The 22,109-nt window shown below is 73.0% G+C and carries 19 protein-coding genes and 1 pseudogene; 9 read left to right on the top strand and 11 right to left on the bottom strand.

Annotation, left to right across the window (positions count from 1 at the left end; genetic code table 11):
* The first annotated feature begins 117 nt into the window (after positions 1–117).
* Positions 118–3,192, top strand: a complete 3,075-nt coding sequence (locus ABZ806_RS16785; RefSeq protein ID WP_500218189.1) for an ATP-binding protein — start codon at positions 118–120, stop codon at positions 3,190–3,192.
* Here the strand turns inward: ABZ806_RS16785 and ABZ806_RS16780 are convergent.
* From ABZ806_RS16780 to ABZ806_RS16765, 4 genes are all read right to left on the bottom strand, one after another.
* Complete coding sequence (locus ABZ806_RS16780) at positions 3,174–4,028, bottom strand: ABC transporter permease (RefSeq protein ID WP_500218188.1); 855 nt, start codon at positions 4,026–4,028, stop codon at positions 3,174–3,176. The two genes, ABZ806_RS16785 and ABZ806_RS16780, sit on opposite strands and share 19 nt — an antisense overlap.
* Positions 4,025–4,978: an ATP-binding cassette domain-containing protein gene (locus ABZ806_RS16775; RefSeq protein WP_500218187.1), complete on the bottom strand. Its 954-nt coding sequence runs from the start codon at positions 4,976–4,978 to the stop codon at positions 4,025–4,027. Before ABZ806_RS16775 ends, ABZ806_RS16780 begins: the two co-directional genes overlap by 4 nt.
* 64 nt (positions 4,979–5,042) lie before the next feature.
* Positions 5,043–5,351, bottom strand: coding sequence for a hypothetical protein (locus ABZ806_RS16770; RefSeq protein ID WP_500218186.1), 309 nt, complete (start codon positions 5,349–5,351; stop codon positions 5,043–5,045).
* A gap of 169 nt (positions 5,352–5,520) precedes the next feature.
* Positions 5,521–5,922 carry a nuclear transport factor 2 family protein gene (locus ABZ806_RS16765; protein ID WP_500218185.1) on the bottom strand — a complete coding sequence of 134 codons (402 nt, stop codon included), beginning with the start codon at positions 5,920–5,922 and terminating at the stop codon, positions 5,521–5,523.
* Between the two features lie 64 nt (positions 5,923–5,986).
* Here ABZ806_RS16765 and ABZ806_RS16760 point away from each other — a divergent pair, with 64 nt between their 5' ends.
* Entirely contained in the window at positions 5,987–6,535 is a 549-nt protein-coding gene (locus ABZ806_RS16760) for a TetR/AcrR family transcriptional regulator (RefSeq protein WP_500218184.1), read from the top strand.
* A 162-nt stretch (positions 6,536–6,697) separates the two neighbouring features.
* On the top strand, positions 6,698–7,858 hold the full coding sequence (locus ABZ806_RS16755; RefSeq protein ID WP_500218183.1) for an RNA-guided endonuclease InsQ/TnpB family protein: 1,161 nt from the start codon (positions 6,698–6,700) through the stop codon (positions 7,856–7,858).
* 182 nt (positions 7,859–8,040) lie between these two features.
* Here ABZ806_RS16755 and ABZ806_RS16750 read toward each other — a convergent pair.
* Positions 8,041–8,628 (bottom strand): annotated as a pseudogene (locus ABZ806_RS16750) (HAD family hydrolase); the annotation flags it as partial.
* Between ABZ806_RS16750 and ABZ806_RS16745 the strand changes: the two are divergent.
* A complete protein-coding gene (locus ABZ806_RS16745; protein WP_500218182.1) occupies positions 8,614–10,107 on the top strand; it encodes a CYTH and CHAD domain-containing protein in 1,494 nt (497 codons plus the stop codon). The pseudogene ABZ806_RS16750 and the gene ABZ806_RS16745 overlap by 15 nt on opposite strands.
* On the opposite strand, the gene ABZ806_RS16740 is transcribed toward ABZ806_RS16745, so the two are convergent.
* From ABZ806_RS16740 to ABZ806_RS16730, 3 genes are all read right to left on the bottom strand, one after another.
* Positions 10,104–10,979 (bottom strand): NUDIX domain-containing protein, encoded by an 876-nt coding sequence (locus ABZ806_RS16740; RefSeq protein WP_500218181.1) that lies wholly within the window; start codon positions 10,977–10,979, stop codon positions 10,104–10,106. The two genes, ABZ806_RS16745 and ABZ806_RS16740, sit on opposite strands and share 4 nt — an antisense overlap.
* On the bottom strand, positions 10,972–13,056 hold the full coding sequence (locus ABZ806_RS16735; RefSeq protein WP_500218180.1) for an RNA degradosome polyphosphate kinase: 2,085 nt from the start codon (positions 13,054–13,056) through the stop codon (positions 10,972–10,974). Before ABZ806_RS16735 ends, ABZ806_RS16740 begins: the two co-directional genes overlap by 8 nt.
* Positions 13,057–13,240: 184 nt before the next feature.
* A complete protein-coding gene (locus tag ABZ806_RS16730; RefSeq protein ID WP_500218179.1) occupies positions 13,241–14,707 on the bottom strand; it encodes a pentapeptide repeat-containing protein in 1,467 nt (488 codons plus the stop codon).
* Positions 14,708–14,852: 145 nt separating this feature from the next.
* Between ABZ806_RS16730 and ABZ806_RS16725 the strand changes: the two genes are divergently transcribed.
* The gene (locus ABZ806_RS16725; protein ID WP_500218178.1) at positions 14,853–15,170 is read left to right on the top strand and encodes a hypothetical protein; all 318 of its coding nucleotides are present in this window, start codon (positions 14,853–14,855) and stop codon (positions 15,168–15,170) included.
* Positions 15,171–15,238: 68 nt separating this feature from the next.
* Here the strand turns inward: ABZ806_RS16725 and ABZ806_RS16720 are convergent, their stop codons facing one another.
* From ABZ806_RS16720 to ABZ806_RS16710, 3 genes are all read right to left on the bottom strand, one after another.
* A complete protein-coding gene (locus tag ABZ806_RS16720; protein WP_500218177.1) occupies positions 15,239–16,450 on the bottom strand; it encodes a CU044_5270 family protein in 1,212 nt (403 codons plus the stop codon).
* Positions 16,447–17,004: an RNA polymerase sigma factor gene (locus ABZ806_RS16715; RefSeq protein ID WP_500218176.1), complete on the bottom strand. Its 558-nt coding sequence runs from the start codon at positions 17,002–17,004 to the stop codon at positions 16,447–16,449. The genes ABZ806_RS16720 and ABZ806_RS16715 overlap by 4 nt, the downstream gene beginning before the upstream one ends.
* 119 nt (positions 17,005–17,123) lie before the next feature.
* Positions 17,124–18,011 (bottom strand): alpha/beta fold hydrolase, encoded by an 888-nt coding sequence (locus tag ABZ806_RS16710; RefSeq protein ID WP_500218175.1) that lies wholly within the window; start codon positions 18,009–18,011, stop codon positions 17,124–17,126.
* A gap of 85 nt (positions 18,012–18,096) precedes the next feature.
* On the opposite strand from ABZ806_RS16710, the gene ABZ806_RS16705 reads away from it, so the two are divergent.
* The 4 genes from ABZ806_RS16705 to ABZ806_RS16690 all read left to right on the top strand — a co-directional run bounded on the left by ABZ806_RS16705 (position 18,097) and on the right by ABZ806_RS16690 (position 22,106).
* Positions 18,097–18,642: a CGNR zinc finger domain-containing protein gene (locus tag ABZ806_RS16705; protein ID WP_500218174.1), complete on the top strand. Its 546-nt coding sequence runs from the start codon at positions 18,097–18,099 to the stop codon at positions 18,640–18,642.
* Positions 18,643–18,775: 133 nt separating this feature from the next.
* Positions 18,776–19,969 carry a PP2C family protein-serine/threonine phosphatase gene (locus ABZ806_RS16700; protein ID WP_500218173.1) on the top strand — a complete coding sequence of 398 codons (1,194 nt, stop codon included), beginning with the start codon at positions 18,776–18,778 and terminating at the stop codon, positions 19,967–19,969.
* A complete protein-coding gene (locus tag ABZ806_RS16695) occupies positions 19,969–21,672 on the top strand; it encodes a sensor histidine kinase (protein ID WP_500218172.1) in 1,704 nt (567 codons plus the stop codon). Before ABZ806_RS16700 ends, ABZ806_RS16695 begins: the two co-directional genes overlap by 1 nt.
* Entirely contained in the window at positions 21,669–22,106 is a 438-nt protein-coding gene (locus tag ABZ806_RS16690) for a response regulator (protein ID WP_500218171.1), read from the top strand. Before ABZ806_RS16695 ends, ABZ806_RS16690 begins: the two co-directional genes overlap by 4 nt.
* The last annotated feature ends 3 nt before the right edge of the window (positions 22,107–22,109 follow it).

The following is a 22,109-nucleotide window of genomic DNA, read 5'->3' as shown; positions in this document are numbered from 1 at the left end:
TTCTTGCGTCACAACTCGAAGATCATCGGGCGGCTGTCCTGCGTTACGAACCGGCCGCTACCAGCTCAAATCACGATCTCGGACTGCCGTACTAGCGCCGAATGGCAGAGTTGAGGGGTGCGGGTTCTGATCCTCGGGCCGTTGGTCGTGACGGACCAGGGGCGTGATGTCGTCGTCGGCGGGGCCCGGTTGCGGGCGTTGCTGGTCCGGTTGGCGCTGGAACCCGGGCGGACGGTCGGAGCCGAGGCGCTCGTCCAGGCGTTGTGGCCCGAGGGCGGTCCTGGCGTGCATGCGTTGCAGGCGCTGGTCTCGCGGTTGCGGCGGTGCCTGCCGGACGGGCGGCTGCGGTCGGTGCCCGGTGGTTACGTCCTGGACGCCGAGTCCGTCGATGCTCCGGAGTTCGAGCGGTTGGCCGGGGAGGGCAAGCGGGCGCTCCGGGACGGGGACGCCGAGGCCGCGGCGAAGCGGTTGCGGGAGGCGCTTCGGCTGTGGCGCGGGGACGCGCTGGTCGATGCGGCCGGGCTTCCCTTCGCGGACGCGGCGGCCGTCCGGTTGGAGGCGCTCCGGGTCTCGGCGGTCGAGGATCGGGTGGCCGCCGAGCTGGCCGCCGGGGGAGATCCCGCGCCGCTGGTCGCTGAGCTGGAGGAGCTGGCGGCGCTGCATCCGCTGCGGGAGCGGCCCCGGGCACTGCTCGTCGAGGCGCTCCACCGGGGCGGCCGGTCGGCCGAGGCACTGGCGGCCTTCGAGCAGTTCCGGGGCGTGCTGGCGGACGAGTTGGGCGCCGATCCCGGCGAGGAACTGCAGGACGCCTACCTGACCGTCCTGCGGGCCGCCCCCAGGGAGCGGGCGCGCGGGAATCTGCGGGTGCCGCCGACCAGCTTCGTCGGCCGGGAGAGTGAGTGCGCGTGGGTCGCGCGGGCGCTTTGGGACGGGCGGCTCGTCACCCTCGTCGGGCCCGGCGGGGCGGGCAAGACGCGGCTCGCGACGAAGGTCGGGGACGATCTGGCGGGGCGGTTCCCCGGCGGGGTCTGGCTGGTCGAGCTGGCCGCGGTCCATGATCCGGCCGACGTGCCCGGGGCGGTCGCGGGCGTCCTCGGGCTCCGGGACGGCACGCATCGGCTGGTCGAGGCGCTGTCCGCCGACGAGACGCTGATCGTCCTGGACAACTGCGAGCACGTCGTGGACGCGGCGGCCCGGCTGGCGGACGAGCTGCTCGGCGCCTGCCCCAGCCTGCGCGTCCTCGCGACGAGCCGGGAGCGGCTCGGCGTCGGCGGCGAGGCGCTCTGCCCGGTTCCGCCGCTCGAAGCCCGCTCGTCCGCCGAGCTGTTCGCCGAGCGGGCGGCGGTCGTCCGGCCGGGATTCGCGGCGGACGAGCAAGCCGTCGAGGAGATCTGCCGCCGCCTGGACGGGCTGCCGCTCGCGATCGAGCTGGCCGCCGCCCGGCTGCGCTCGATGTCCCTGGAGCAGCTCGCGGCTCGGCTGGACGACCGCTTCCGGCTGCTGACCGGCGGGAGCAGAACGGCGCTGCCCCGGCATCGCACGCTGCGCGCCGTCGTCGCCTGGAGCTGGGACCTCCTGGACGAGCCGGAACGCCGTTTCGCCGAGCGGCTGTCGGTGTTCTCCGGCACGATCACGCCCGAGAGCGCGGCCAAGGTGACCGGCGCCCGCGATTCCCTGGAACTCCTCGATTCGCTCGTCGACCGCTCGCTTCTGCAGGGCGTCGACGGGCCCGAGCCGCGCTTCCGCATGCTGGAGACGATCCGTGAGTACGGGCTGGAGCAGCTGGCGGGCGCGGTGGAGATCGGCAAGACGCGGGACGCGCATGTCCAGTGCTTCCTTGAGCTGGCCGAACAGGCCGAGCCGCACCTGCGGCGTCCCGAGCAGCTGGCCTGGATCCGGCTGCTCACGGCGGAGCGCGACAACCTGCTCGCCGCTCTGCAGCACGCCGTCGACGAGGGCGACGCGGAGGCGGCCGTCCGGATGGGTGCCGCGCTCGCCACGTTCTGGATGATCCAGGGCGACCACGCGGAGGCGGCGCGGCGGCTGCGGCTCGCGCTCACGGTTCCGCGCCCGCGCCCGGTGCCGGGCGAGGCGGCGGCGCTCGGCGGCTACGTGTTCAACACCGTCATGGCCGGGGGCGACGCGCGCGACGACCCACTGATCGGCGAGTACACGCCGACCGGGCAGCCCGTCGCCGCGCCGACGGGGCAGCCCCTCTCCGCGCCGACCGGGCATCCGCTGGGTGCGCTGATCGAGCCGGCGGCGGCGCTGCTGAACGACGACCCGGCCGGTGGTGTCGCGGCCATCGACCGGCGGCTGCCCGAGGACGATCCGTGGACGCGCGCGGCGCTGCACCTGATGCGCGCCATGCTCAACGGCAACCAGGGTGAGATGGGGCAGATGCGCGCCGACATCGCCGTGGCCCAGCGGGGGTTCCGCGAGGCCGGGGAGCGGGCCGGGCTGGCGCTAGCGCTCACCTTCGCGGCCGGGGCGCAGACCGTCGACGGGCACTTCGACGATGCGGTCGAAGCGCTGGAGGAGTCCATCGGGCTGCTGCGCGAACTGGACCAGGACGCCGACACGTCCATGCAGCGGGTGATGCTCGCCGTCGCGCGGGCCTACTCCGGCGACGTCCGCACGGCGCGCGAGGAGTTGGCCGCGATGGTGGCGCCGGGCGCCGCGACCCCGTCCCGCTACCTGGTGCACGTCCGGATCGCGCTCGGCGACCTCGCCCGGCACGCCGGTGACGCGGACGGGGCCGCCGAGCACTATGCCGCCGCCCGGCGCGACCTCGACCGCGTCCCGTCCTACCCGCAGTTCGGCTCGCTGCTGGAGGCGGCGCACGGCCAGATGGCGATCGGACGGGACGACCCGGCGGCGGCGCGCCGGCACCTGCGCAGGGCACTCGCCCTCGCCGTCGACGGCCCCGACATGCCGATCGCCGCCGTCGCCGGATATGCGATCGCCCGACTGCGCGCCGCCGCCGATCCGGGCGCGGCGGCCGAGGTGCTCGGTGCCGCGTCCGTCCTGCGGGGCGCGCCCGACGCGTTCAACCCCGACGTCGCCGGCCTCACCCGCCGCCTCCGCCGCGACCTGGGCGGACGCGCCTACCGCGCCGCCTACGACCGGGGCCGCGGGCGGGACGTGAACGGCGCGCTCGCCCTGCTGGACGATCAGCTGCGGCGCCGGTAGACGGCGACGGCGAGCGGCCCGAACACGACCAGGAACCCCGCCGACCACAGCAGCGTCGCCGTCGCCGGTTCCGCCACCGGCCCGCCGATCAGCAGGCCCCGCGAGGCGTCCACCGCGTCGCTGACCGGGTTGACCTTGACCCACGCCTGGAGCCAGCCGGGCATCGTGTCCGCCGGGACGACCATGTTGGTGCCGAACGCCAGCGGGAAGATGCCGAGGAACGCCACCGTCTGCACGATGACCTCCTCCCTGATCAGGACGCCGATGAGCACGTTGGCCCAGCCCAGCGCGAAGCCCAGCGCGGTCGCCAGGCCCGTTGCCGCCAGCGCCGACACCACGTCCGTCTGGACGCGGAAGCCCATCAGGTAACCGGTCGCGAACAGCACCACGGCCGCGACCACGTACCGGACCATGTCGCCGAGGACGATCCCGACGAGCGGTGCGGAACGTCCGATCGGCAGGCTGCGGAACCGGTCGAAGACCCCCTTCTTGATGTCGGTGTTGATGCTGAGCCCGGTCGCGAGCATCCCGGCGAGCAGCATCGTCATGACCAGCACGCCGGGGAACACGTACTGCAGGTACGCGCGCGTCGAGCCGGACACCGCGCCGCCGAACAGGTACACGAACAGCAGCAGGAAGAGGATCGGCATGAACAGCGCGTCGCTCAGCACCCCCGGGCTGCGCCGCGTCTTGGTCAGGCTCCGCCCCGCGAGCAGCAGGCTGTGCCGGGCGAGCCGGAAACGCGGCCGCGCGACCCGCCGGGCGCCGGATTCGAGAACGATGTCCGTCATGCGTGCTCCCTGGGGAAGGGCGGCCTCCTGGTCGACGTCGCTCATGCCGCGGCCTCCTTCTCGTCCGTGCGGTGGCCGGTCAGGGTGAAGAAGACCTCGTCCAGGCTGGGCAGCCGCAGCGACAGTTCGGTGACGCCGATCCCGGCGGCGTCCAGGCGGCGGACGGTCTCGGTGAAGTCGCCGTCCCCGTCGACCGGCACCGAGACGACGTCCCGGTGCGGCGGCTCGACCTCGCGTCCCGACACCGCGCGCAGGATCGCGGCGACCTCGTCCAGCCGCCCCGGGTCGCGCGGCCGGACGATGATCGTCTGCCCGCCCGCGATCCGCTTCAGCTCGGCGGGCGTGCCGGACGCGATCGCGGCCCCGCGGTCGATGACGGTGATCTCGTCGGCGAGGGCGTCGGCCTCCTCCAGGTACTGGGTGGTCAGCAGGACCGTCCCGCCGCCGCCGGTCATCGACCGGATCAGCCGCCACGCCTCCTCCCGCCGTCCCGGATCGAGGCCGGTCGTCGGCTCGTCCAGGAAGATCACGGCGGGCCGTCCGATCATGCTGGCGGCGAGGTCGAGGCGGCGCCGCATCCCGCCCGAGTACGTGGAGACCCGGCGCCCGGCGTCGTCGGTGAGCTCGAACCGCTCCAGCAGTTCGGCCGCCCGCGCCTGCGCCTCCGCCTTCCGCATGTCGAGCAGCCGCCCGATGAGGACGAGGTTCTCGGTCGCGGTGAGGTCCTCGTCCACGGACGCGTACTGCCCGGTGAGGCCGACCAGCTCCCGCACCTTCGCCGCGTCGCGGACGACGTCCAGCCCGCAGACCTCCGCCCGCCCCGCGTCGGGACGCAGCAGCGTCGCGAGGATCCGTACCGCGGTCGTCTTCCCCGCGCCGTTGGGGCCGAGGACGCCCAGCACCGTTCCCGGCCGCGCCGCGAGCTCCACCCCCGCCAGCGCGGTCGTCTTGCCGAACCGTTTGACCAGGCCCTCGGCCTGAAACGCGTAATCCATGCCCCGGAGGCTGCCGGGCGCCGCTCACAAACCGCTCACACGCCGGCGCCCGGCCCCCGGACCCCTATTCCAGGTCGAACTTGACCTTCTGCCCATCGATCGAGGTCACCCGGATCGACACCGGCCCGACCTGCGCGCTCTCCCCGTTCGCGATCACGGCCGGCGCGGACCCGCCCGCCGACACCGTCATCCCCTCCGTGGAGATCTGCGAGACGGTGACGTCGACGTCGTTGACCTCCACGGTCTGCCCGGCGCCGCTCACGGTCACGTGGCACTTGCCGTTGACGCACCGGTGCGAGGTGCTCTGGCACCCACTGAGCAGCAGGGCGCCACCGACCGCGAGGACGGAGATGACCGGCACTGCACGCTTCACAAGAACCCCCCATATCGAACCGAACTCGCAGATATCGATGCGCCGCCCGCCCGCCCGGTTCCACGCCGAACTGGCACGAACCGGACACCCGACATCCCGAACTCGCCCCCGGATGGCGGCGTCCCGTCCGCGTGTCCGGCAGGCGCCCCGTCCGCGGGTCCAGCGGCGGTCAGGCGGGGAGCAGGGCCTCGTGCCACCGGGCGGTGTCGGTGTACTGGTGAAGCCACGCGATCCGCCCGTCGGCAACGCGCCACAGGTGGACGAACTCGGCCTCGTAAGGACGTCCCGTCGCGCGGGCCGTGCCCCGGTAGCGGCCGGTCACCACCACGAGCCCGTCCTCCGTCTCATGCCAGGTCTCGGCGTAGGGCGCGGTGTCGTACTCCGCGAAAACGGCGCCCCATACACGGGCGAGTGTCTCCTCGGGCCCGTGGAATGCCCCGCCGGCGCCACATGGCAGGCCAGGCGCGGTATGGGCCTCGAACCCGGGATGCAGCAGAGCGAGGATCGCGGCGGCGTCCCGCGCCTGAGCGGCGGTGTAGAACCCGGCGACGACGTCCGAGTCGGCGGCCATGTGGCACGCTCCTTTTAGAGATGGTGTTCTAGAATGACACCACTACTAACACGGGAGACGCCCCTTGGGAAGACCGGCCAAGTTCAGCGAGGACCAGGTCCTGGATGCCGCGCTGGCAGTGATCGCCGAGAACGGGCCCGGCGCCGCCACGATCGGTGCCATCGCCGCCCGGCTCGGCGCCCCGTCCGGCTCGATCTACCACCGGTTCGGCTCTCGCGACCTGCTGCTCGCCACTCTCTGGACGCGCTGCGCGCATCGCTTCCAGCAGGGCTTCATCGCGGCCCTGGCCTCGGACGACGCCGAGTCGGCCGCGCTCCACACGCCCCGCTGGTGCCGCTCCCACCTCGACGAGGCCGCCGTCCTGCTGCTCTACCGGCGCCAGGACCTGGTCGCCGAATGGCCCGCCGAGTTCGCCTCGGTGAACCGCGAGGCGGACGCCGCCCTCGACGCCTTCATCGAGCGCCACCCGGACCTCGACCGCGAACGCCTCCTCTTCGCCACGGTCGACGTCCCCTACGGCGCCGTCCGCCGCCACCTCCTGAACGGCACCCCACCCCCATCCACCATCGACCCCTGGATAACCACCACCTGCCGCACCGTCCTCACCCCCTGAGCGGCGCTCCCACACCCACCGCTGCTGGTTTCAGCGGGCTTGTAGCGAGGAATCCCGGTCCTTCAGGGCCGGGAGGAATCGCTTCTGTCGTACGCGGCGCCCCGGCGCCGCTCCGTCTGGGCCCCAGACAACCTAGAGTTTGTAATGCTATAGTCACGGACTGTGAAACTGGTGGTGCAGGTCAAGCTGCTGCCGACGCCCGAGCAGGCGTCGGCACTGGCTGACACACTGCACCACGTCAACACCGCCGCCAACCAGGTCTCGGCCGTGGCGTTCGAGGAGTTCGGGCTGCGCTGCCGTGAACTGCCCCTGCGGAGGCTGTGCTACGGCGACCTCAAAGCGGCCGGGCTGGGCGCCCAGGCCGCCCAGCACGTGATCAAGCGGGTCGTGGACGCCTACACCACCCTGCGGGCCAACATCCGCAACGGCAACCTCGGCGGCCCGGCATCCAAGCGCCGCCGCAAAGCCGAGTCCAAACCCATCGCCTTCCGCACCGACGCCGCCCACACCTTCGACGACCGCAATTTGTCGTGGCAGTTGGACGCGGGCACGGTCAGCATCTGGACCACGGGGGGACGGTGCAGGAACCTGCGGTTCGCCTGCTCTCCCGACCAGGCCAAGATGCTGACCGACCACCGCAAGGGCGAATCGGACCTGATGTACCGGGACGGGAAGTGGTTTCTGCTCGCCACCTGCGACGTCCCCGAACCGGGCGTGTTCGAGCCGGTCGACTGGGTGGGGGTGGATCGCGGCATCGTCAACCTGGCCACCACCTCAGACGGCGACAACCACCAGGGCCGCCGCCTTTCCCGGTACCGGCGGTGGCAGGCCCGCAAACGCGCCGAACTCCAGGCCACCCGCACCCGATCGGCCGCCCGGCGGCTGAAGAAGCGGGCCCGCCGCGAGGCGCGGCACGCCACCCACGTCAACCACACGATTTCCAAGCAGGTCGTCGCCGTCGCGGCACGCACCGGACGCGGCATCGCACTCGAAGACCTGAGTGGGATCCGCGGACGGGTCACGGTTCCACGCGACCAGCGGGCACGCCTGTCGTCCTGGCCCTTCCACCAACTCGGCGCCTTCATCGCCTATAAGGCACGCCGCGCCGGGGTGCCGTTCATCGAGGTGGATGCGGCCTACACCTCGCAGCGCTGCCCGCGCTGCGGACACACCGCCAGGACCAACCGTCCCACGCGGGACCACTTTGAATGTCGCCGGTGCGGTCTCGCTGGGCCCGCCGACGTCGTCGCCGGGGTCAACGTACGCGACCGCGCACGCTCGGCGTGGGTATTCGTCAACATGCCCCAACCCGCCCCCACATAGCGTGGAGGCGGGTGGATGCGACCCGTGACCGCCCCGCCGTAGCGGGCAGTCGGGAGCGTAAACGACGCCCCCAAGGACCGAACGAGCAAGCCCGGTCCCTTCAGGGCCGAGTAGTTGACGACCGTGTTGGACGCGGTGAAGGCGTCGCCGTACTTGGCCGAGGCGCGCTGCTGCGCGAGGCGGACCAAGGGCGGGCGTTCGACGCCGTCCATGCCGTAGGCGCCCACGTCCAGGTCGAAGAGGTCGGTGAGGCCGAAGGCGGCCAGCTTGACGGCGGCGATCTGCTCCATGTTGCCGGTCAGGGCCGACTGGACCACATCGGGACGGGCGGCCAGCGCCTTCAGGGCGGTGTGGGCGCCCGGCAGGACGCGGCCCCGCGCGGCGATCTCGTGGGCGCGGGTCGCGAAGGTCTCGGCCAGGGCCGTCGTGAAGGACGTGAGGAGGTCGGGCGTCGGGTCTATGCCGTGGTGGCGGAGGGTTTCGGTGGTGATGGCGAGGTCGGTGCGGCCGGCCATCGCGGCGACCTTCTCGGGCGGGCCGCCGGTGAGGCGTTCGAACACCGACGCGTAGATGCCCGCGCTGACGCCGCCGGCGTCGATGAGGGTGTGGTCGATGTCCCAGAGCACCAGTGTCCGCACGGACGCATGGTAGGGCGCAAGGCGTGGGAAAGGATTCCGCCGCAGTTCACGCGGGCGTGAAATGCTGGTCACCTGGGTGTGCGCGGTGATCGACCTACGTCCCTGAAGGAGCAGAGCGTGGCCGAGAGGCATCTCGAGATCGAGCAGAAGTACGATGCCGCCGCCGACTTCGTCCTGCCGGAGTTGAGCGGCCTGCCGGGCGTCGCCGCGCTCGGGGAGCCCGAAGTCCACGAGCTGCACGCCACCTATTTCGATACCGCCGACCTGCGGCTCGCCGCCAGCAAGATCACGTTGCGGCGGCGCCGGGGCGGGACGGACGCGGGCTGGCACCTGAAGATGCCCGCCGGGCCGGACAGCAGGCAGGAGCTCCGGGCGCCGCTCGGCCGGCCGCTGGTCGTCCCGGCGCGGCTGGCGGGGCTGGTCGCGGCGTACACGCGGGGCGCCGAGCTGCGTCCGGTGGCGACCCTGGAGACGCGGCGGACGGTCGTCACGCTGTTCGGCGCGGACGGTGCCGAGCTGGCGGAGGTCGCCGACGACCTGGTGACCGGACGGGGCGGCGAGGACGCGGAGCCGCGGCGGTGGCGGGAGATCGAGGTCGAGCTGGGGACGGGCGGGCCCGACCTGCTGAAGGCCGCCGGGAAGCGGCTCCGCAAGGGCGGCGCGAAGCGGGCCAAGTCGTCGTCGAAGCTGGGGCGGCTGCTCGGAGAGGCCGTGGTGCCGTCCGCGGCGGCGGCCGCGCGGGCCGGGGCCCGGTCGCGGATCACCGCGGCCACCAGCAACGGGAAGGCGCCCGCGATCACGACCGGGGAGGTCGTGCTGGCGTATCTCGCCGAGCAGGTCGAGGCGATCGCGCACTTCGACCCGAAGGCGCGGCTGGGCGAGGACGACGCCGTCCACAAGATGCGGGTCGGTGTGCGGCGGACGCGGAGCGCGCTGCGCAGCTACCGGTCGGTGCTGGACGCGGGCAGGACCGTTCCGCTCGGGCCGGAACTGCGCTGGCTGGCGCAGGAATTGGGGGAGGTGCGCGACCGTGAAGTGCTGCGCATGCGATTCCAGGGCGCGCCCGATTTCCTGCTGGACGATCTGGAGAAGCAGGAGCGGTCGGCGTACCGGCGGCTGAACGCGGCCTTGAAGGAGCCCAGGTATTTCGCGCTGCTCGACGAACTCGACCGCCTGATCACCGATCCGCCGCTGGCCGCCGAGGCGGGCAAGAAGGCCCGCAAGGAACTGCCCGGCCTCGTCACGCGGGCCTGGGACCGGATGGCCAGGGAGTACGCGTCGATCAGGACGGCCGGCGATCCCGACACGGCGCGCCACGAGACCCGCAAGGAGGCCAAGCGCGTCCGGTACGCCGCCGAGCTGGCGGTTCCGGTGCTGGGCGTCGCGGCGAAGCGGGTGGTCGAGGACGCCAAGCGGATCCAGGGCGTGCTCGGCGAGTACCAGGACGGCGTCATCGCCATGGAGCATCTCGCGGCCGCCGCGAAACGCACGAGGGTTCCGGCGGAGGCGTTCACGCTCGGCGTCCTGTACGGCAAGGAGGAATGCGACGCGACAACGGCCCGCGACCGGCTGGCGACGACCTGGTCGCGCACTCTCGGCCCGTCGTTCTAAGGGCTGTGCCGCTCCAGGGCGGGCAGTGCTGAATCGGTGAGGTGGGCGACCCAGAATTCCGCCTTGCGGAGGCTCGGGTCGTCCGGGACTTTCTCGCCGAGTTCCTTGCACAGGCCCGTGACGAGTTCGGAGACGATCTCGCCGTGGGTGCACACGACCATCGGAGTGCGCGCCAGCGCGAGCAGCCGTGCCACGGACGCCTCCGGGCCGGTGTCGCCGACGGTGAACGCCGCGTCCGTGCCGATGGACGCCCGGGTCAGGCGCGCGTAGGGCAGGACGGTCTCCAGGCACCGCGCCGTCGCCGAGCTGATCACCCGCAGCGGCCCGTAGGCGTGCAGCAGACCGGCGAGGGCCGCGGCCTCGCGCCGTCCCGTGGTGTCCAGCGGGCGCAGCGAGTCGGCCTCCCGCCACGCGGTCTTCTCGCCCGCGGACGCGTGCCGCAGGATGACCAGCGGCGACGTCCGCGAGGGGCCGCGCAGGAACTCGTGGAGCAGGTCGATGTCGTGCCGGTAGCTGAGCCGGGCCTCCGTCTCGCCGGCCGGCAGCCAGACCAGCTCGTCGACCTCCTCGTTCGGCGTGAACGCGCTCGACGCGACCGGCCGGGCGGCCCAGTAGTCGACCTGCTTCGTCCGCTCGCCGATCGGGTACCGGCTGGTCGGGAGGCGGCGGCCGAGGCGGGCGACGATGCCGGTCTCCTCCTCGATCTCGCGGACGGCGGCGCGCAGCACGTGCTCGCCCCGGTCGACCTTCCCCTTCGGGAACGACCAGTCGTCGTAACGCGGACGGTGGATCACCGCGAACTCCGGCCCGTCCCGCGGCCCCGGCCCGTCCCGCCACAGCACCGCGCCCGCCGCGTGGACGACCTCAGCCATCGACCGTCCTCCACCGGCGGCTCTTGACCAGGTGCGTCTGGATGTCGAGGAGCGTCTCGCCCGGACGCGGCCGCGCCCGGGTCCAGGTGCCGTCGCCGGCGAGCGCCCACGCGTGGGTGCCGGGCTCCATGGCGCGGTCGAGCAGGGCGAGCAGGTCGTCGCGCTGCGCCCGGTCGGTGACGGTGACGAGGGCCTCGACGCGGCGGTCCAGGTTGCGGTGCATGAGGTCGGCGCTGCCGATCCACACCTCGGGCTCGCCGCCGTTCTCGAACGCGAACACCCGCGAGTGCTCCAGGAACCGGCCGAGGACGCTGCGCACCCGGATCATGTCCGACAGGCCGGGCACGCCGGGACGCAGCGCGCAGATGCCGCGCACCCAGACGTCCACCGGCACCCCGGCCCGCGACGCCCGGTACAGCGCGTCGATGATGACCTCGTCGACCAGCGAGTTGCACTTGACCCGGACCCGCGCGGAATGCCCGGACCGCCGGTTGTCGATCTCGTGCTCGATCCGCTGGACGAGCCCGGACCGCAGGCTGTTCGGCGCGACGAGCAGCCGGTGGTAGGAGTTCTGCCGCGAGTAGCCGGTCAGGTGGTTGAACAGGGCGCTGACGTCCTCGCCGACCTCGGGGTCGGCGGTGAGGAGCCCGAAGTCCTCGTAGAGGCGGGCGGTCTTCGGGTGGTAGTTGCCGGTGCCGATGTGGCAGTAGCGGCGCAGCTGGCCCTCGTCGTCCTGCCGGACGATCAGCGCGAGCTTGCAGTGCGTCTTCAGCCCGACGAACCCGTACACGACGTGGCAGCCGGCCGTCTCCAGCTTGCGCGCCCACGCGATGTTGGCGCGCTCGTCGAACCGGGCCTTCAGCTCGACGACGACCACGACCTGCTTGCCCGCCTCGGCGGCGCTCATCAGCGCGTCCACGATCGGGGAGTCGCCGCTCGTCCGGTACAGCGTCTGCTTGATCGCGAGGACGCGCGGGTCGGCGGCGGCGTCCTCGATCAGCCGCTGGACGGTCGTGGTGAACGAGTCGTAGGGGTGGTGGACGAGCACGTCCCGTTCACGGATGGCGCTGAAGATGCTCGCATCCTCGGGCAGCGCCTCCTTCGACGGCACGAAAGGGGGGTACTTCAGCTCCGGGCGGTCGAGGTCGGCGATGGACGCGAGCCCGCCGAGGTCGAGCGGCCCGACGACGCGGTAGATCTGCCCCTCGTCCACCGACAGCTCCGACGTCAGCAGCTCCAGCACGGCCGCCGAGATCGACTCCTCGACCTCCAGCCGGACGACCGGCCCGAACCGGCGGCGCAGCAGCTCCCGTTCGAGGGCCTGGAGCAGGCCCTCGCTGATGTCGTCGTCGATCTCCAGGTCCTGGTTGCGGGTGACCCGGAACGCGTGGTGCTCGACGACCTCCATCCCGACGAACAGCTGCCCGAGGTGCGCGGCGATGACGTCCTCCAGCGGCGTGAACCGGTCCGGGGACGCCTCGATGAAGCGCGGCAGCAGCGGCGGCACCTTGACGCGGGCGAACATCGTCGCGTCGGTCTCCGGGTCGCGGACGATCACCGCGAGGTTCAGCGACAGGCCCGAGATGTACGGGAACGGGTGCGCCGAGTCGACGACGAGCGGGGTGAGGACGGGGTAGATCCGGTCGCGGAACAGCCGCCGCAGCCGCTCCTGCTCGGTCTCGGCCAGCTCGTCCCAGCGCAGGATGTCGACGCCCTCCTCGCCGAGGGCGGGGCGGATGCCGTCACGGAAGCAGGACGCGTGCCGCAGCATCAGCTCGTGCGCGACCTCGCCGGTGCGTTCCAGCACCTCGCGGGGCTGCCGGCCGCTCGCGGACTGGACGGCGAGCCCGGTCGCCATCCGGCGCGCGAGGCCGGCGACGCGGACCATGAAGAACTCGTCCAGGTTGCTGGCGAAGATCGCCAGGAACCGGACGCGCTCCAGCAGCGGCAGGCCGGGGTCCTCGGCGAGTTCCAGGACACGCTGGTTGAATCTCAGCCAGCTCTCCTCCCGGTCGAGGAAGCGGTCGTCCGGCAGCGCTTCGGAGTGAACGGGGAGCTGTCCTGGATTGACGGTCATGCCCTAATTTTCCCTGACCAAGATGAACGGCGGTCGAACTCGGAGGATTCACCGAAGTATCAGACACTCCGATCATGCCCCGGGTTCCCGCTGATCATGCGGTATTTTCCGGGCCCCGCCGGACGGCCCGGCGGACGGCCCGCCGGACGGCCCGGCGCCGCCCGGCGCCGCCCCCGCCCGGCCGCTACGTATCGCCGCCGTCCAGATGCGCGATGTGCGCGGTGTCCGCGCGGTCGCCGTGGTGCAGGGTGGACGCGCCGAAGCAGGCCAGCGCGACGATCACCGCGAGCCAGGCGACGACGCGTCCCGCGCGCAGCCCGTAGCCGCAGGTGATCCACAGCAGGTGCAGGCCGAGGCGGCGCAGCGGATCCCGCTCGCCGTGCCGCCGCACCTCCAGCGCGCCGTACCGGAAGTCGCGGGCGAGCCCGCCCCGGCCGGAGTCGGCGGTCGCGCGGGCCAGCTCCAGGTAGAGCGCCCGCAGCCGGTCGTCGTCGGCGGCGTCGCCGGTGCCGCGGGCGAGGTCCTCGGCGAGCACCGCGCGGCCGTCCCGGACCCAGGGCCGCAGCGTCCGCCGGTTCGGGACGGTCGCGAACGAGCAGTCGCCCGCGATCACCAGCGCGTCCGGGCGGCGCAGGCCGAGGAACCCGCAGCCGCTCAGGTCGACGTCCGCGAGGTGCAGGCCGGCCGCGTCGACCCGGCGCAGCGACGCGACCCGGACGGCCGCGGGCCCGGCCGGCGGGGCGAGCCCCTGGATCGGGCGGGGCAGCGACCGGACGGACGCCGGGCCCTCGAACACCGCGTCCTCCAGGTCGAGTTCGGCGTTCCGCAGCCGGAACGCGGCCTCCCCGCGCACGACGACGCCGCGCGCGGTGACCCGCGGGGCCGCCGCGTGGACCCGGAGCCGGCCGTGCACCGTCGCGTCCGACAGCCCGATCCGGCCGCCCGCGACCAGCGGGCCGAGCGCCGCGCCCTGCCGGAAGCGGGTCCGCTCGAACCGGGCGTGCCGGGCCACCTGGACGCGCTTGAACGAGACGGGCCCGCGGAAGCACGCCGCCTGCATCGCCGCGTCCCGCCCGAAGGAAGCCCGGTCGAAGCAGGCCGCGCCCATGAACACGGCGTTGCGGAACGAGGCGTCGGCGTGCCAGCGCACCTCCCCGTACAGCGCGTCGCCGGTGAACACGGCCTCCTCGAACGAGGCGTACCGGTGGAAGCGCGCCTCGTGGAACGACACGTTCCGGCCGAACCGCGCGCCCCGGAACGAGGCGTTGCCGAAGAACCGCGCGTCGTAGAACGAGACGCCGCCGAGGAAGCAGGCCCCGTCGAACGAGCTGTCGCCCTCCACGCAGACGCCGCGCAGCACCGCGTCGGACAGGAGCACGGCGCCGTCGAACCGCGCCCGGCCCAGGTGGGGGCGGCCGTCCGGACCGGTGACGGCGTCCAGCACGGCGTCCAGCAGCCACGCCGGGACGGTGACGCCGCGCAGGTCGAGGTCACCGCCCGGACGCAGCGCGCCCGTGAACTCCGCGAACTCGCGGGGCCGCAGATGGGCGGGGCAGCCGCCGTACCGCCCGGCCGCGCGTCCACTGCATCCGCGGACGGCCGAACATCGGGGCCAGAACACCGCCGGAGGGGAAGGCTCGTGAGAGGTCACGGTCTCGTTCTACCCACGCCGCCGCGCCGAGTGAAGGTCTCCCCGTGGCCAGGTACGTGCGACCCCGGCGCCACCCGGCCGCCCGCCGGAACGCGTTTTAAAGGCGGGGCTTGTTTTGTCAGACCCTTGCGTAATGATTTGTGTTATGAGCAGAGACACCCATCCGGGGGTGCAGTGCCCGCACTGCCAATCGCATCTCGCGCTCGTCCCCGTGGTCGGAAACTCCGTGCACCCCGTCACCGCGCCCGTGACCGTCCCCGTCCTGCCGATCGCCGCCAAGGAGGAATGGCAGCCGCCGCCCGTCGCCGAGGTGCTCGCCGTTTACGCCGGCCGCGCCAAGGACACGGTGACCGCGACCCGCGGCGCCGCCAAGGTAAGGGAAAGCCTCAACCGCGCGAAGGCCGCCGCCGCGCAGCGCCAGGCCGCGCAGAAAGCGGCCCGCAGGACGCCCAAAAGCGCCTGATCACATCTCGGCCACTAACGCCGGGAAGGGACGGCACCGCGGCCGGCGCCGTCCCTTGCCCAGTCGTGTCAGCGCGGGGGGGCGTCCGTCCATTCCGTGGTGACGATGACGGTGGAGTCCACCGTCCGCCCGGCGGGGATTCCCGTCCCGGCCGCCGGCTTCAGCACGATGTTCTCGCTGGCCAGCGCCGTTCCCGAGGACAGATCAATGATCATCTGGTGGCGGACGACGCCGCGGCTCGTCTTCTCGTCCACCGCGATCGCGTTTCCCGTCCGGCCCTGCGGGTCCGTGGCCTTTCCGACCGATCTCACCGCCGGGAGTGCGGCCAGCATCCGGAACGCGGCCGCCCGGACCTCCGGCTTCACCGGCATGTCCATCACCAGGCCGCGCGCCACCTGGTAGAGCCATTCGTCCGACGCCATGGGCTGGTCCGACTCGGTGCCGTGGCCCTCGTACCAGCGCATCAGCTCGGCCTTGAGGCGCTTCGCGTCCGGCGGCAGCGACCGCAGATCCTTCATGGTCACGTTCCGGCCCAGCCAGAACACCTTGTCCCCGTCGACCAGCGCTGCGCTGCTCACGTCGGGACGGCCCGGAGCGGTCTTCACCGTGAACGACTTCAAACGTCCCGTGCGCGGTTTGGTGTTGGGCGGCTTCGGCACTTCGATCTCGAACGCGGCCGGCGATCCGGCGCGCCGCCACGCCGCCGTGTCCGCCGCGGTGGCGGGCTTGGCGCCGAGGTTCTGCTGGAGCGTCCAGCTGTGGACGCCCGGCCGGCTCGGCGTCCAGGTCTCCGCCCTGTCCCGGACGACGACGCCGTAGCGGTCCGCGCCCGTCCCGACCATGTAGAGGTGGGACGAGACCGTGGCCTGATGCCAGTACGCCCGCACCGTCTCGGTCTGCCCGTCCGCCTTGACCGCCGCCGCGAGCAGCACGGCCTTCGCGTCCAGCACCGGCTCGGCCCCGCCCGCCCGCGGAGGCGTGGCCGGTCCGGCCGGGTTCCCGCCGGTCGTGACGACGGCCGCCGCGACGACCGCGCCCGCAGCCACCACCCCGGCCAGGCCCAGCCCCCACACCGGCCGCACCCGCCGCCGCCCCGACTCAACCCGCGGGCCGGCCGGAGTGCTCGCCGAAGCGCCCGCCAGACTGCTCGTCGAAGCGCCCGCCGGAGCGCTCGCCATGGCGCGGGTCAGTTCCGCGCGCCGGACGTCCTCGTCGACCGGGGCGTCCGGGTCCAGTTCGGCGGGCCTGGCCTGCCGCAGGGTGTGCAGTACGTCCCTCATGACATCTCCTCGCTGATGATCCCCACCTGCCGCCGCACCCCGCCGGGTTCGCGGTCGTCCGCCCTCTCCTGCTCCTGTCCGGCGGCGCGGAGGAGGCGGCGGCGGGCGCGGTGCAGCCGCACCCGCAGCGCGGCGGGTGAGCAGCGGACGACCTGCGCCGCCTCGCGGGGCGTCAGCCCCTGCCAGGCGATCAGGATCAGGACCTCCCGGTCCTGCTCGGGCAGCGTCGCCATCGCGCGCAGGACGGCGAGCCGCTCCGCGACGTCCTCGGCGATGTCGCCGGCGGGACGGGCGGCCGACCGCCCGAGTTCCGCCGTGAACGACTCGCGCCGCACCCGCGCCCGGTGGCCGTCGCGCAGCACGTTCCGCGCGACGCCGAGCAGCCACGGCAGGGCCGGGTCCGGGACGTCGGCGAGCCGCCGCCACGCGACCGCGAACGTCTCGCTGACCACCTCGTCCGCGACCTGCCGCCCGGCGCGGCCGGCGGCGTACGCCCACACGTTCTGCCGGCAGGCGTCGTAGATCGCGGTGAAGCGCTGCTCATCGGGATTCACACCGCGTCACCGCCCGTCCCTTCGCCGCTGTCGTCCGACACCGCATCTCCGTCCGTCCAGGTGTTCATGTCACGAGGTAGTGGCCGGACGAGCGACCTTGTTACACCCGAATCACACCGTTACACCCGGTCGAGGAAGCGGGCGATGAGCGGGGCGATCTCGGCGAGGTGGTCCTCCAGCGCGAAGTGGCCGGTGTCGAAGACGTGGAGTTCGGCGTCCGGCAGGTCGCGCAGGTAGGCGCGGGCGCCCGGTTCGGGGAAGAACATGTCGTTGCGTCCCCACACGATGAGCGTGGGCGGGGTGTGCTCGCGCAGCCAAGCCTGCCAGGCCGGGTACCGCTCGACGTTCGTGTGGTAGTCGAAGGCGAGGTCGAGCTGCGGCCTCGTCCGTCCGGGCAGGTCGAGGAAGTGCTGGTCGAGCGTCCAACCGTCGGGGGCGATGAGCGCGGGGTCGCCCGTCCCGCCCTCGTACTGGCCGCGCGTGGCCGGCAGGGTCAGCAGGTCCCGGACGGTCTGCTCCGCACCCGCCGTGCCGGGCCGCAGCGCGATGAAGTCCCGCGCGCCCGGCGACAGGCCCTCCTCGTAGGCGTTGCCGTTCTGGACGACCAGGCCCGCGATCCATTCGGGATGCCGCTGCGCCAGCCGGAAGCCGACCGGCGCGCCGAAGTCGAAGACGTACATGGCGAAGCGGTCCAGGCCGAGGCGTTCGACGAAGCCCTCCATCACGTCGGCGAGGCCGTCGAAGGTGTAGCGGAACGTCCCGCCGGCCGACGCGGGCTCCGGGACGTCGCTGTGCCCGAACCCCGGATAGTCCGGGGCGATCAGCCGGTAGCGGCCGCCGAGCACGTCGATCAGGCGCCGGAACTGGTGGGACGCCGACGGGAACCCGTGCAGCAGGAGCAGCACCGGCGCATCGGCGTCGGCGGGCAGCGACTCGCGGTAGAAGACGCGGATCCCGTCCACGTCGACATGGCGGTGCGCGGTGCGGGCAAGGGATGGGATCGTCATTTCACATGCCTCCTGGCATCAAGGATGCATTAGTCCTAGCTCACGATGATCTAACGTGTCAACGGCCCGATGTAGCATTAGGCCCATGACCGACCCCGTGCCGCTGACCGGTGAGCCGCTGGCGCTGGACCTCGTCAACACCCGTCCGGCCGGCGCCGACCTCATCTCGACCGTGGACGGGCTCGCCGCCTGGCTCGGCCTCGAAGGCGACCGGGTGCCGGCGCCCGAGCCGCTCACCGCGGCCGACCTCGCGCCGGTGCACGCCGTCCGGGAGCACGCGGCGGTCGCGATCGGGCACGCGCGCCGCGCCGTCCGCCCGCCCGGCGAGGCCCTCGACGGTCTCGCCGAGGCGCAGCGCCGGGCCCCCGCGATCAGGCGGCCGGTCTGGGACGGCGCGGCCGTCGCCCTGCTCGCCGAACGCCGCGGCGGCTACGGCGCCCGGCTCGCCGCGCACCTCGCCGAGGCGGCCGCCGACCTGCTCGCCGACCCGGCGGTCGGCCGCGTCCGGGAGTGCGAGGCGGCGGGCTGCGTCATGCTGTTCCTGCCCGCGCACCCCCGCCGCCGCTGGTGCTCCGCGGCCCGCTGCGGAAATCGGGCACGGGTCGCGCGCTACTACGCGCGGCGCAAGTAGGTTGTGGTGCCAGAGTCGCCGTTTCGGGTGTTTGCTGTGCATTCGTGTGATCGCGTGCCTCTAATATTTGCTCGACGACAACCAAAACCCTCCGCCTGATCACCCGGTTGCGCCGGACCGAAGGAGCTGAGACATGGCCGCGATGCACAGTCGCGGTGCGGAGCGGCTCCTCGGCGTGGCCGGCTCCCCGCACCTCCTGCTCGTCGAGGACGATCCGGGTGACGCGTTCCTGTTCGAGGAGCTGCTCACCGAGGCGCAGCCCGGCCTCCGGATCACCGTCGCGACCACGCTGCGGGAGGCCCTCGACGCGCTGCGCCCCGACATCCAGTGCGTCATCGTCGACCTGTCGCTGCCGGACGCGCAGGGCCTCGACGCGCTCCACCAGGTGCGCACCCACGCGCCCGCCACCGCCGTCCTCGTGCTGACCGGCCTCGCCGACGCCCACGTCGGCGTCGCCGCCGTCGCCGCCGGCGCCCAGGACTACCTCGTCAAGCAGGACGTCGACGGCGCGCTGCTCACCCGCGCGATCAGCTACGCCATCGAGCGCAAGCGCGCCGACGAGTCCGAGCGGCAGCTCGTCGAGGCACGCGCGCTGAGCCGGGAGAACGCCCGGCTGGAACGCGGCCTGCTGCCCGTCCCGATCCTGCGCGACGGCACGTTCCGGCACCACACCCGCTACCGGCCCGGCCGCGACCGGGCGCTGCTCGGCGGCGACTTCCACGACACCGTGGAGACCGCCGACGGCGCCGTCCACGTCGTGATCGGCGACGTCAGCGGGCACGGCGCCGACGAGGCGTCCCTCGGGGTGCGGCTCCGCATGGCGTGGCGGACGCTCGTCCTCGCCGGGCACACCGGGCCGCGGCTGCTGGACACGCTCGACGCCGTCCTGCAGCACGAGCGGTGGGCCGAGGAGATCTTCACGACCCTGTGCATGCTGACGATCGCACCGGACCGGCGCGGCGCCCGGATGTACCGGGCCGGGCACCCGCCGCCGCTGCTCTTCGCGCCCGGCGGCGTCACGGCCGTCCCGGACGAGCCGTGCGGACCGGCGCTCGGGCTGATCCCCGGCGTCGAATGGCCCGCCCTCGACCTCGACCTCGGCGGGTCGTGGGCCCTGCTGCTCTACACCGACGGGCTGATCGAGGGCCATGACGGCGACGGGTACCTCGACCTGTCCGGGCTGGTCGAGCTGGCGAAGCGGGCGCACGGCGAGGGGCAGCGCGGCGACGTGCTCATCGACGGCCTCATCGCGGAGGCGGAACGGCTGAACGGGGACGTCCTGTCCGACGACCTCGCCGTCCTGCTGCTGAGCCGGGGCGACGCCTGATGCCCGCGGACCACCCCGCCCCGCAGCCCCCCGACAACGCCCCGAACGCCGACGGCACGGAGGAGGCGGCGGAGCGTGGTGCTGAGCTCGGTCGGCAGTTTCGGCTCAGCGGGCCGGCCGTCGTGCTGCCCGCGGCGGACATTCCCGAGGGGCACGGGCTGGGCCGCGTCCGGCTCGTCCGGATCTACCAGATCGGCGCGCTCGTCCTCGGCCTGCTGCTCCTGCTCGCCTTCGCGCAGGCCGGGACCGCGCTGCACGGGGACAACGAGGCGCGGGACGTCCTGATCAACAAGGTCGACCCGGCGACCCTGGAGCAGTTCCGCCTCTCCACCGCCGTCACCAACCAGGACACGGCCATCCGCGACTACGCGCAGGACGGCCGGGCCGAGCACATCGACCAGTACCGCCAGGCCGTCCGCCAGGAGGCCGACAGCGCGGACCGGATGCGCCGGCTCCTGTCGGACGTCGCGGGCAGCGGGGACGTCGAGCGCCTCCTCGACAAGGCGACCGCCGACTCCCGGGCGTGGCGGGCCGGCTTCGCCGACAGGATCGCGGCCGGTCCCGGCGGCGCGGGCGTCGACCCCGACGAGAGCCGGGAGGCGCGGCGGCTGCTCAACCAGGCGCGCGGCGACATGACGCCGCTCCAGATCGGCATCACCGAGCTGCACGACCGGGCCGCCGCGAAGCTGCGGTCACGCGCGAGCGCCGCGCAGTGGTCGACCATCGCCGCGCTCATCATGGTCGTCGTGGCCGCGCTGGCCCTCGCCATCCTGCTCCGCCGGACCGTGCTGACCCCGGTGTCCTCGCTGACCGGACGCGTCCGCGCCGTGTCGCAGGGCGACTTCGGGGCCCCGCTGGACGTCCCGGGACCGGCCGAGATCAACGAGCTGGCGGTCATCATCGACGCGATGCGCGACCGGATCATCCGGCAGTGGCGCTACAGCGAGGAGAAGACCCGGCAGCTCAACGAGCAGACCGAGGAGCTGCGCCGGTCCAACGCCGAGCTGGAGCAGTTCGCCTACGTCGCCAGCCACGACCTGCAGGAGCCGCTGCGCAAGGTCGCGAGCTTCTGCCAGATGCTCGAGCGCCGCTACGGCGACCAGCTCGACGACCGGGGGAAGCAGTACATCGCGTTCGCCGTCGACGGCGCCAAGCGCATGCAGGCCCTCATCAACGACCTGCTGACCTTCTCCAGGGTCGGGCGGATGACGCAGCACGAGGAGTCCATCGACCTCGCGGCCGTCGCCCGGCAGGCCCTGGACAACCTGGCGGCGCTGACCGAGGAGACCGGCGCCGAGGTCGAGCTGCGCGACCTGCCGGACGTGCCCGGCGACCGCGCGCAGCTCATCCGGCTCTTCCAGAACCTCATCGGCAACGCGATCAAGTTCCGCCGCGACGGCGTGCCGCCCCGGGTCGTCATCGACGCCCGCCGCGACGGCGACGAGTGGGTGTTCGGCTGCGCCGACAACGGCATCGGCGTCGAGCCCCGGTACGCCGACCGCATCTTCCTGATCTTCCAGCGGCTGCATCCGCGGGACGAGTACACCGGCACGGGCATCGGGCTCGCGCTCTGCAAGAAGATCGTCGAGTTCCACGGCGGCCGCATCTGGCTCGACACCGGCGACCGCGGCGACGCGCCCGGCACCACCTTCCACTGGACCCTGCCGGTCCGGCCGCACCCAGACAACGGAGACGACACGTGAACGAAGGCCCGCGCCCCATCGAGGTCCTGCTCGTCGAGGACGACCCGGGCGACGTCCTGCTGACCGTCGAGGCGTTCGAGCACAACAAGGTCAACAACACCCTGAACGTCGTCAACGACGGCGAGCAGGCGATGGCGTTCCTGCGCCGGGAGGGCGAGTACGCGAACGCGCCCCGCCCCGACCTGGTGCTGCTCGACCTCAACCTGCCGCGCAAGGACGGCCGCGAGGTCCTCGGCGAGATCAAGGCGGACGACGACCTGCGCCCGATCCCCGTCGTAGTGCTGACGACGTCCGAGGCCGACGAGGACATCCTGCGCAGCTACCACCTGCACGCCAACGCCTACGTCACCAAGCCGGTCGACTTCGAGCAGTTCATCTCCGTCGTCCGGCAGATCGACAACTTCTTCGTCACCGTGGTGAAGCTGCCCCGCTGACCC

It is taken from the genome of Spirillospora sp. NPDC047418 (assembly GCF_040643275.1).
In the GTDB taxonomy this organism is placed as follows: domain Bacteria; phylum Actinomycetota; class Actinomycetes; order Streptosporangiales; family Streptosporangiaceae; genus Spirillospora.
The sequence above is the reverse complement of the archived record's forward strand: the minus strand, read 5'-3'. Positions and strand labels throughout refer to the sequence as shown.

Coding starts and splice junctions, on each gene's coding strand:
- ABZ806_RS16735 (WP_500218180.1), bottom strand. CDS start 13,056: ATGACCGTCAATCCAGGACAGCTCCCCGTTCACTCCGAAGCGCTGCCG.
- ABZ806_RS16740 (WP_500218181.1), bottom strand. CDS start 10,979: ATGGCTGAGGTCGTCCACGCGGCGGGCGCGGTGCTGTGGCGGGACGGG.
- ABZ806_RS16700 (WP_500218173.1), top strand. CDS start 18,776: ATGGCCGCGATGCACAGTCGCGGTGCGGAGCGGCTCCTCGGCGTGGCC.
- ABZ806_RS16710 (WP_500218175.1), bottom strand. CDS start 18,011: ATGACGATCCCATCCCTTGCCCGCACCGCGCACCGCCATGTCGACGTG.
- ABZ806_RS16705 (WP_500218174.1), top strand. CDS start 18,097: ATGACCGACCCCGTGCCGCTGACCGGTGAGCCGCTGGCGCTGGACCTC.
- ABZ806_RS16775 (WP_500218187.1), bottom strand. CDS start 4,978: ATGGATTACGCGTTTCAGGCCGAGGGCCTGGTCAAACGGTTCGGCAAG.
- ABZ806_RS16765 (WP_500218185.1), bottom strand. CDS start 5,922: ATGGCCGCCGACTCGGACGTCGTCGCCGGGTTCTACACCGCCGCTCAG.
- ABZ806_RS16725 (WP_500218178.1), top strand. CDS start 14,853: ATGAGCAGAGACACCCATCCGGGGGTGCAGTGCCCGCACTGCCAATCG.
- ABZ806_RS16780 (WP_500218188.1), bottom strand. CDS start 4,028: ATGAGCGACGTCGACCAGGAGGCCGCCCTTCCCCAGGGAGCACGCATG.
- ABZ806_RS16720 (WP_500218177.1), bottom strand. CDS start 16,450: ATGAGGGACGTACTGCACACCCTGCGGCAGGCCAGGCCCGCCGAACTG.
- ABZ806_RS16695 (WP_500218172.1), top strand. CDS start 19,969: ATGCCCGCGGACCACCCCGCCCCGCAGCCCCCCGACAACGCCCCGAAC.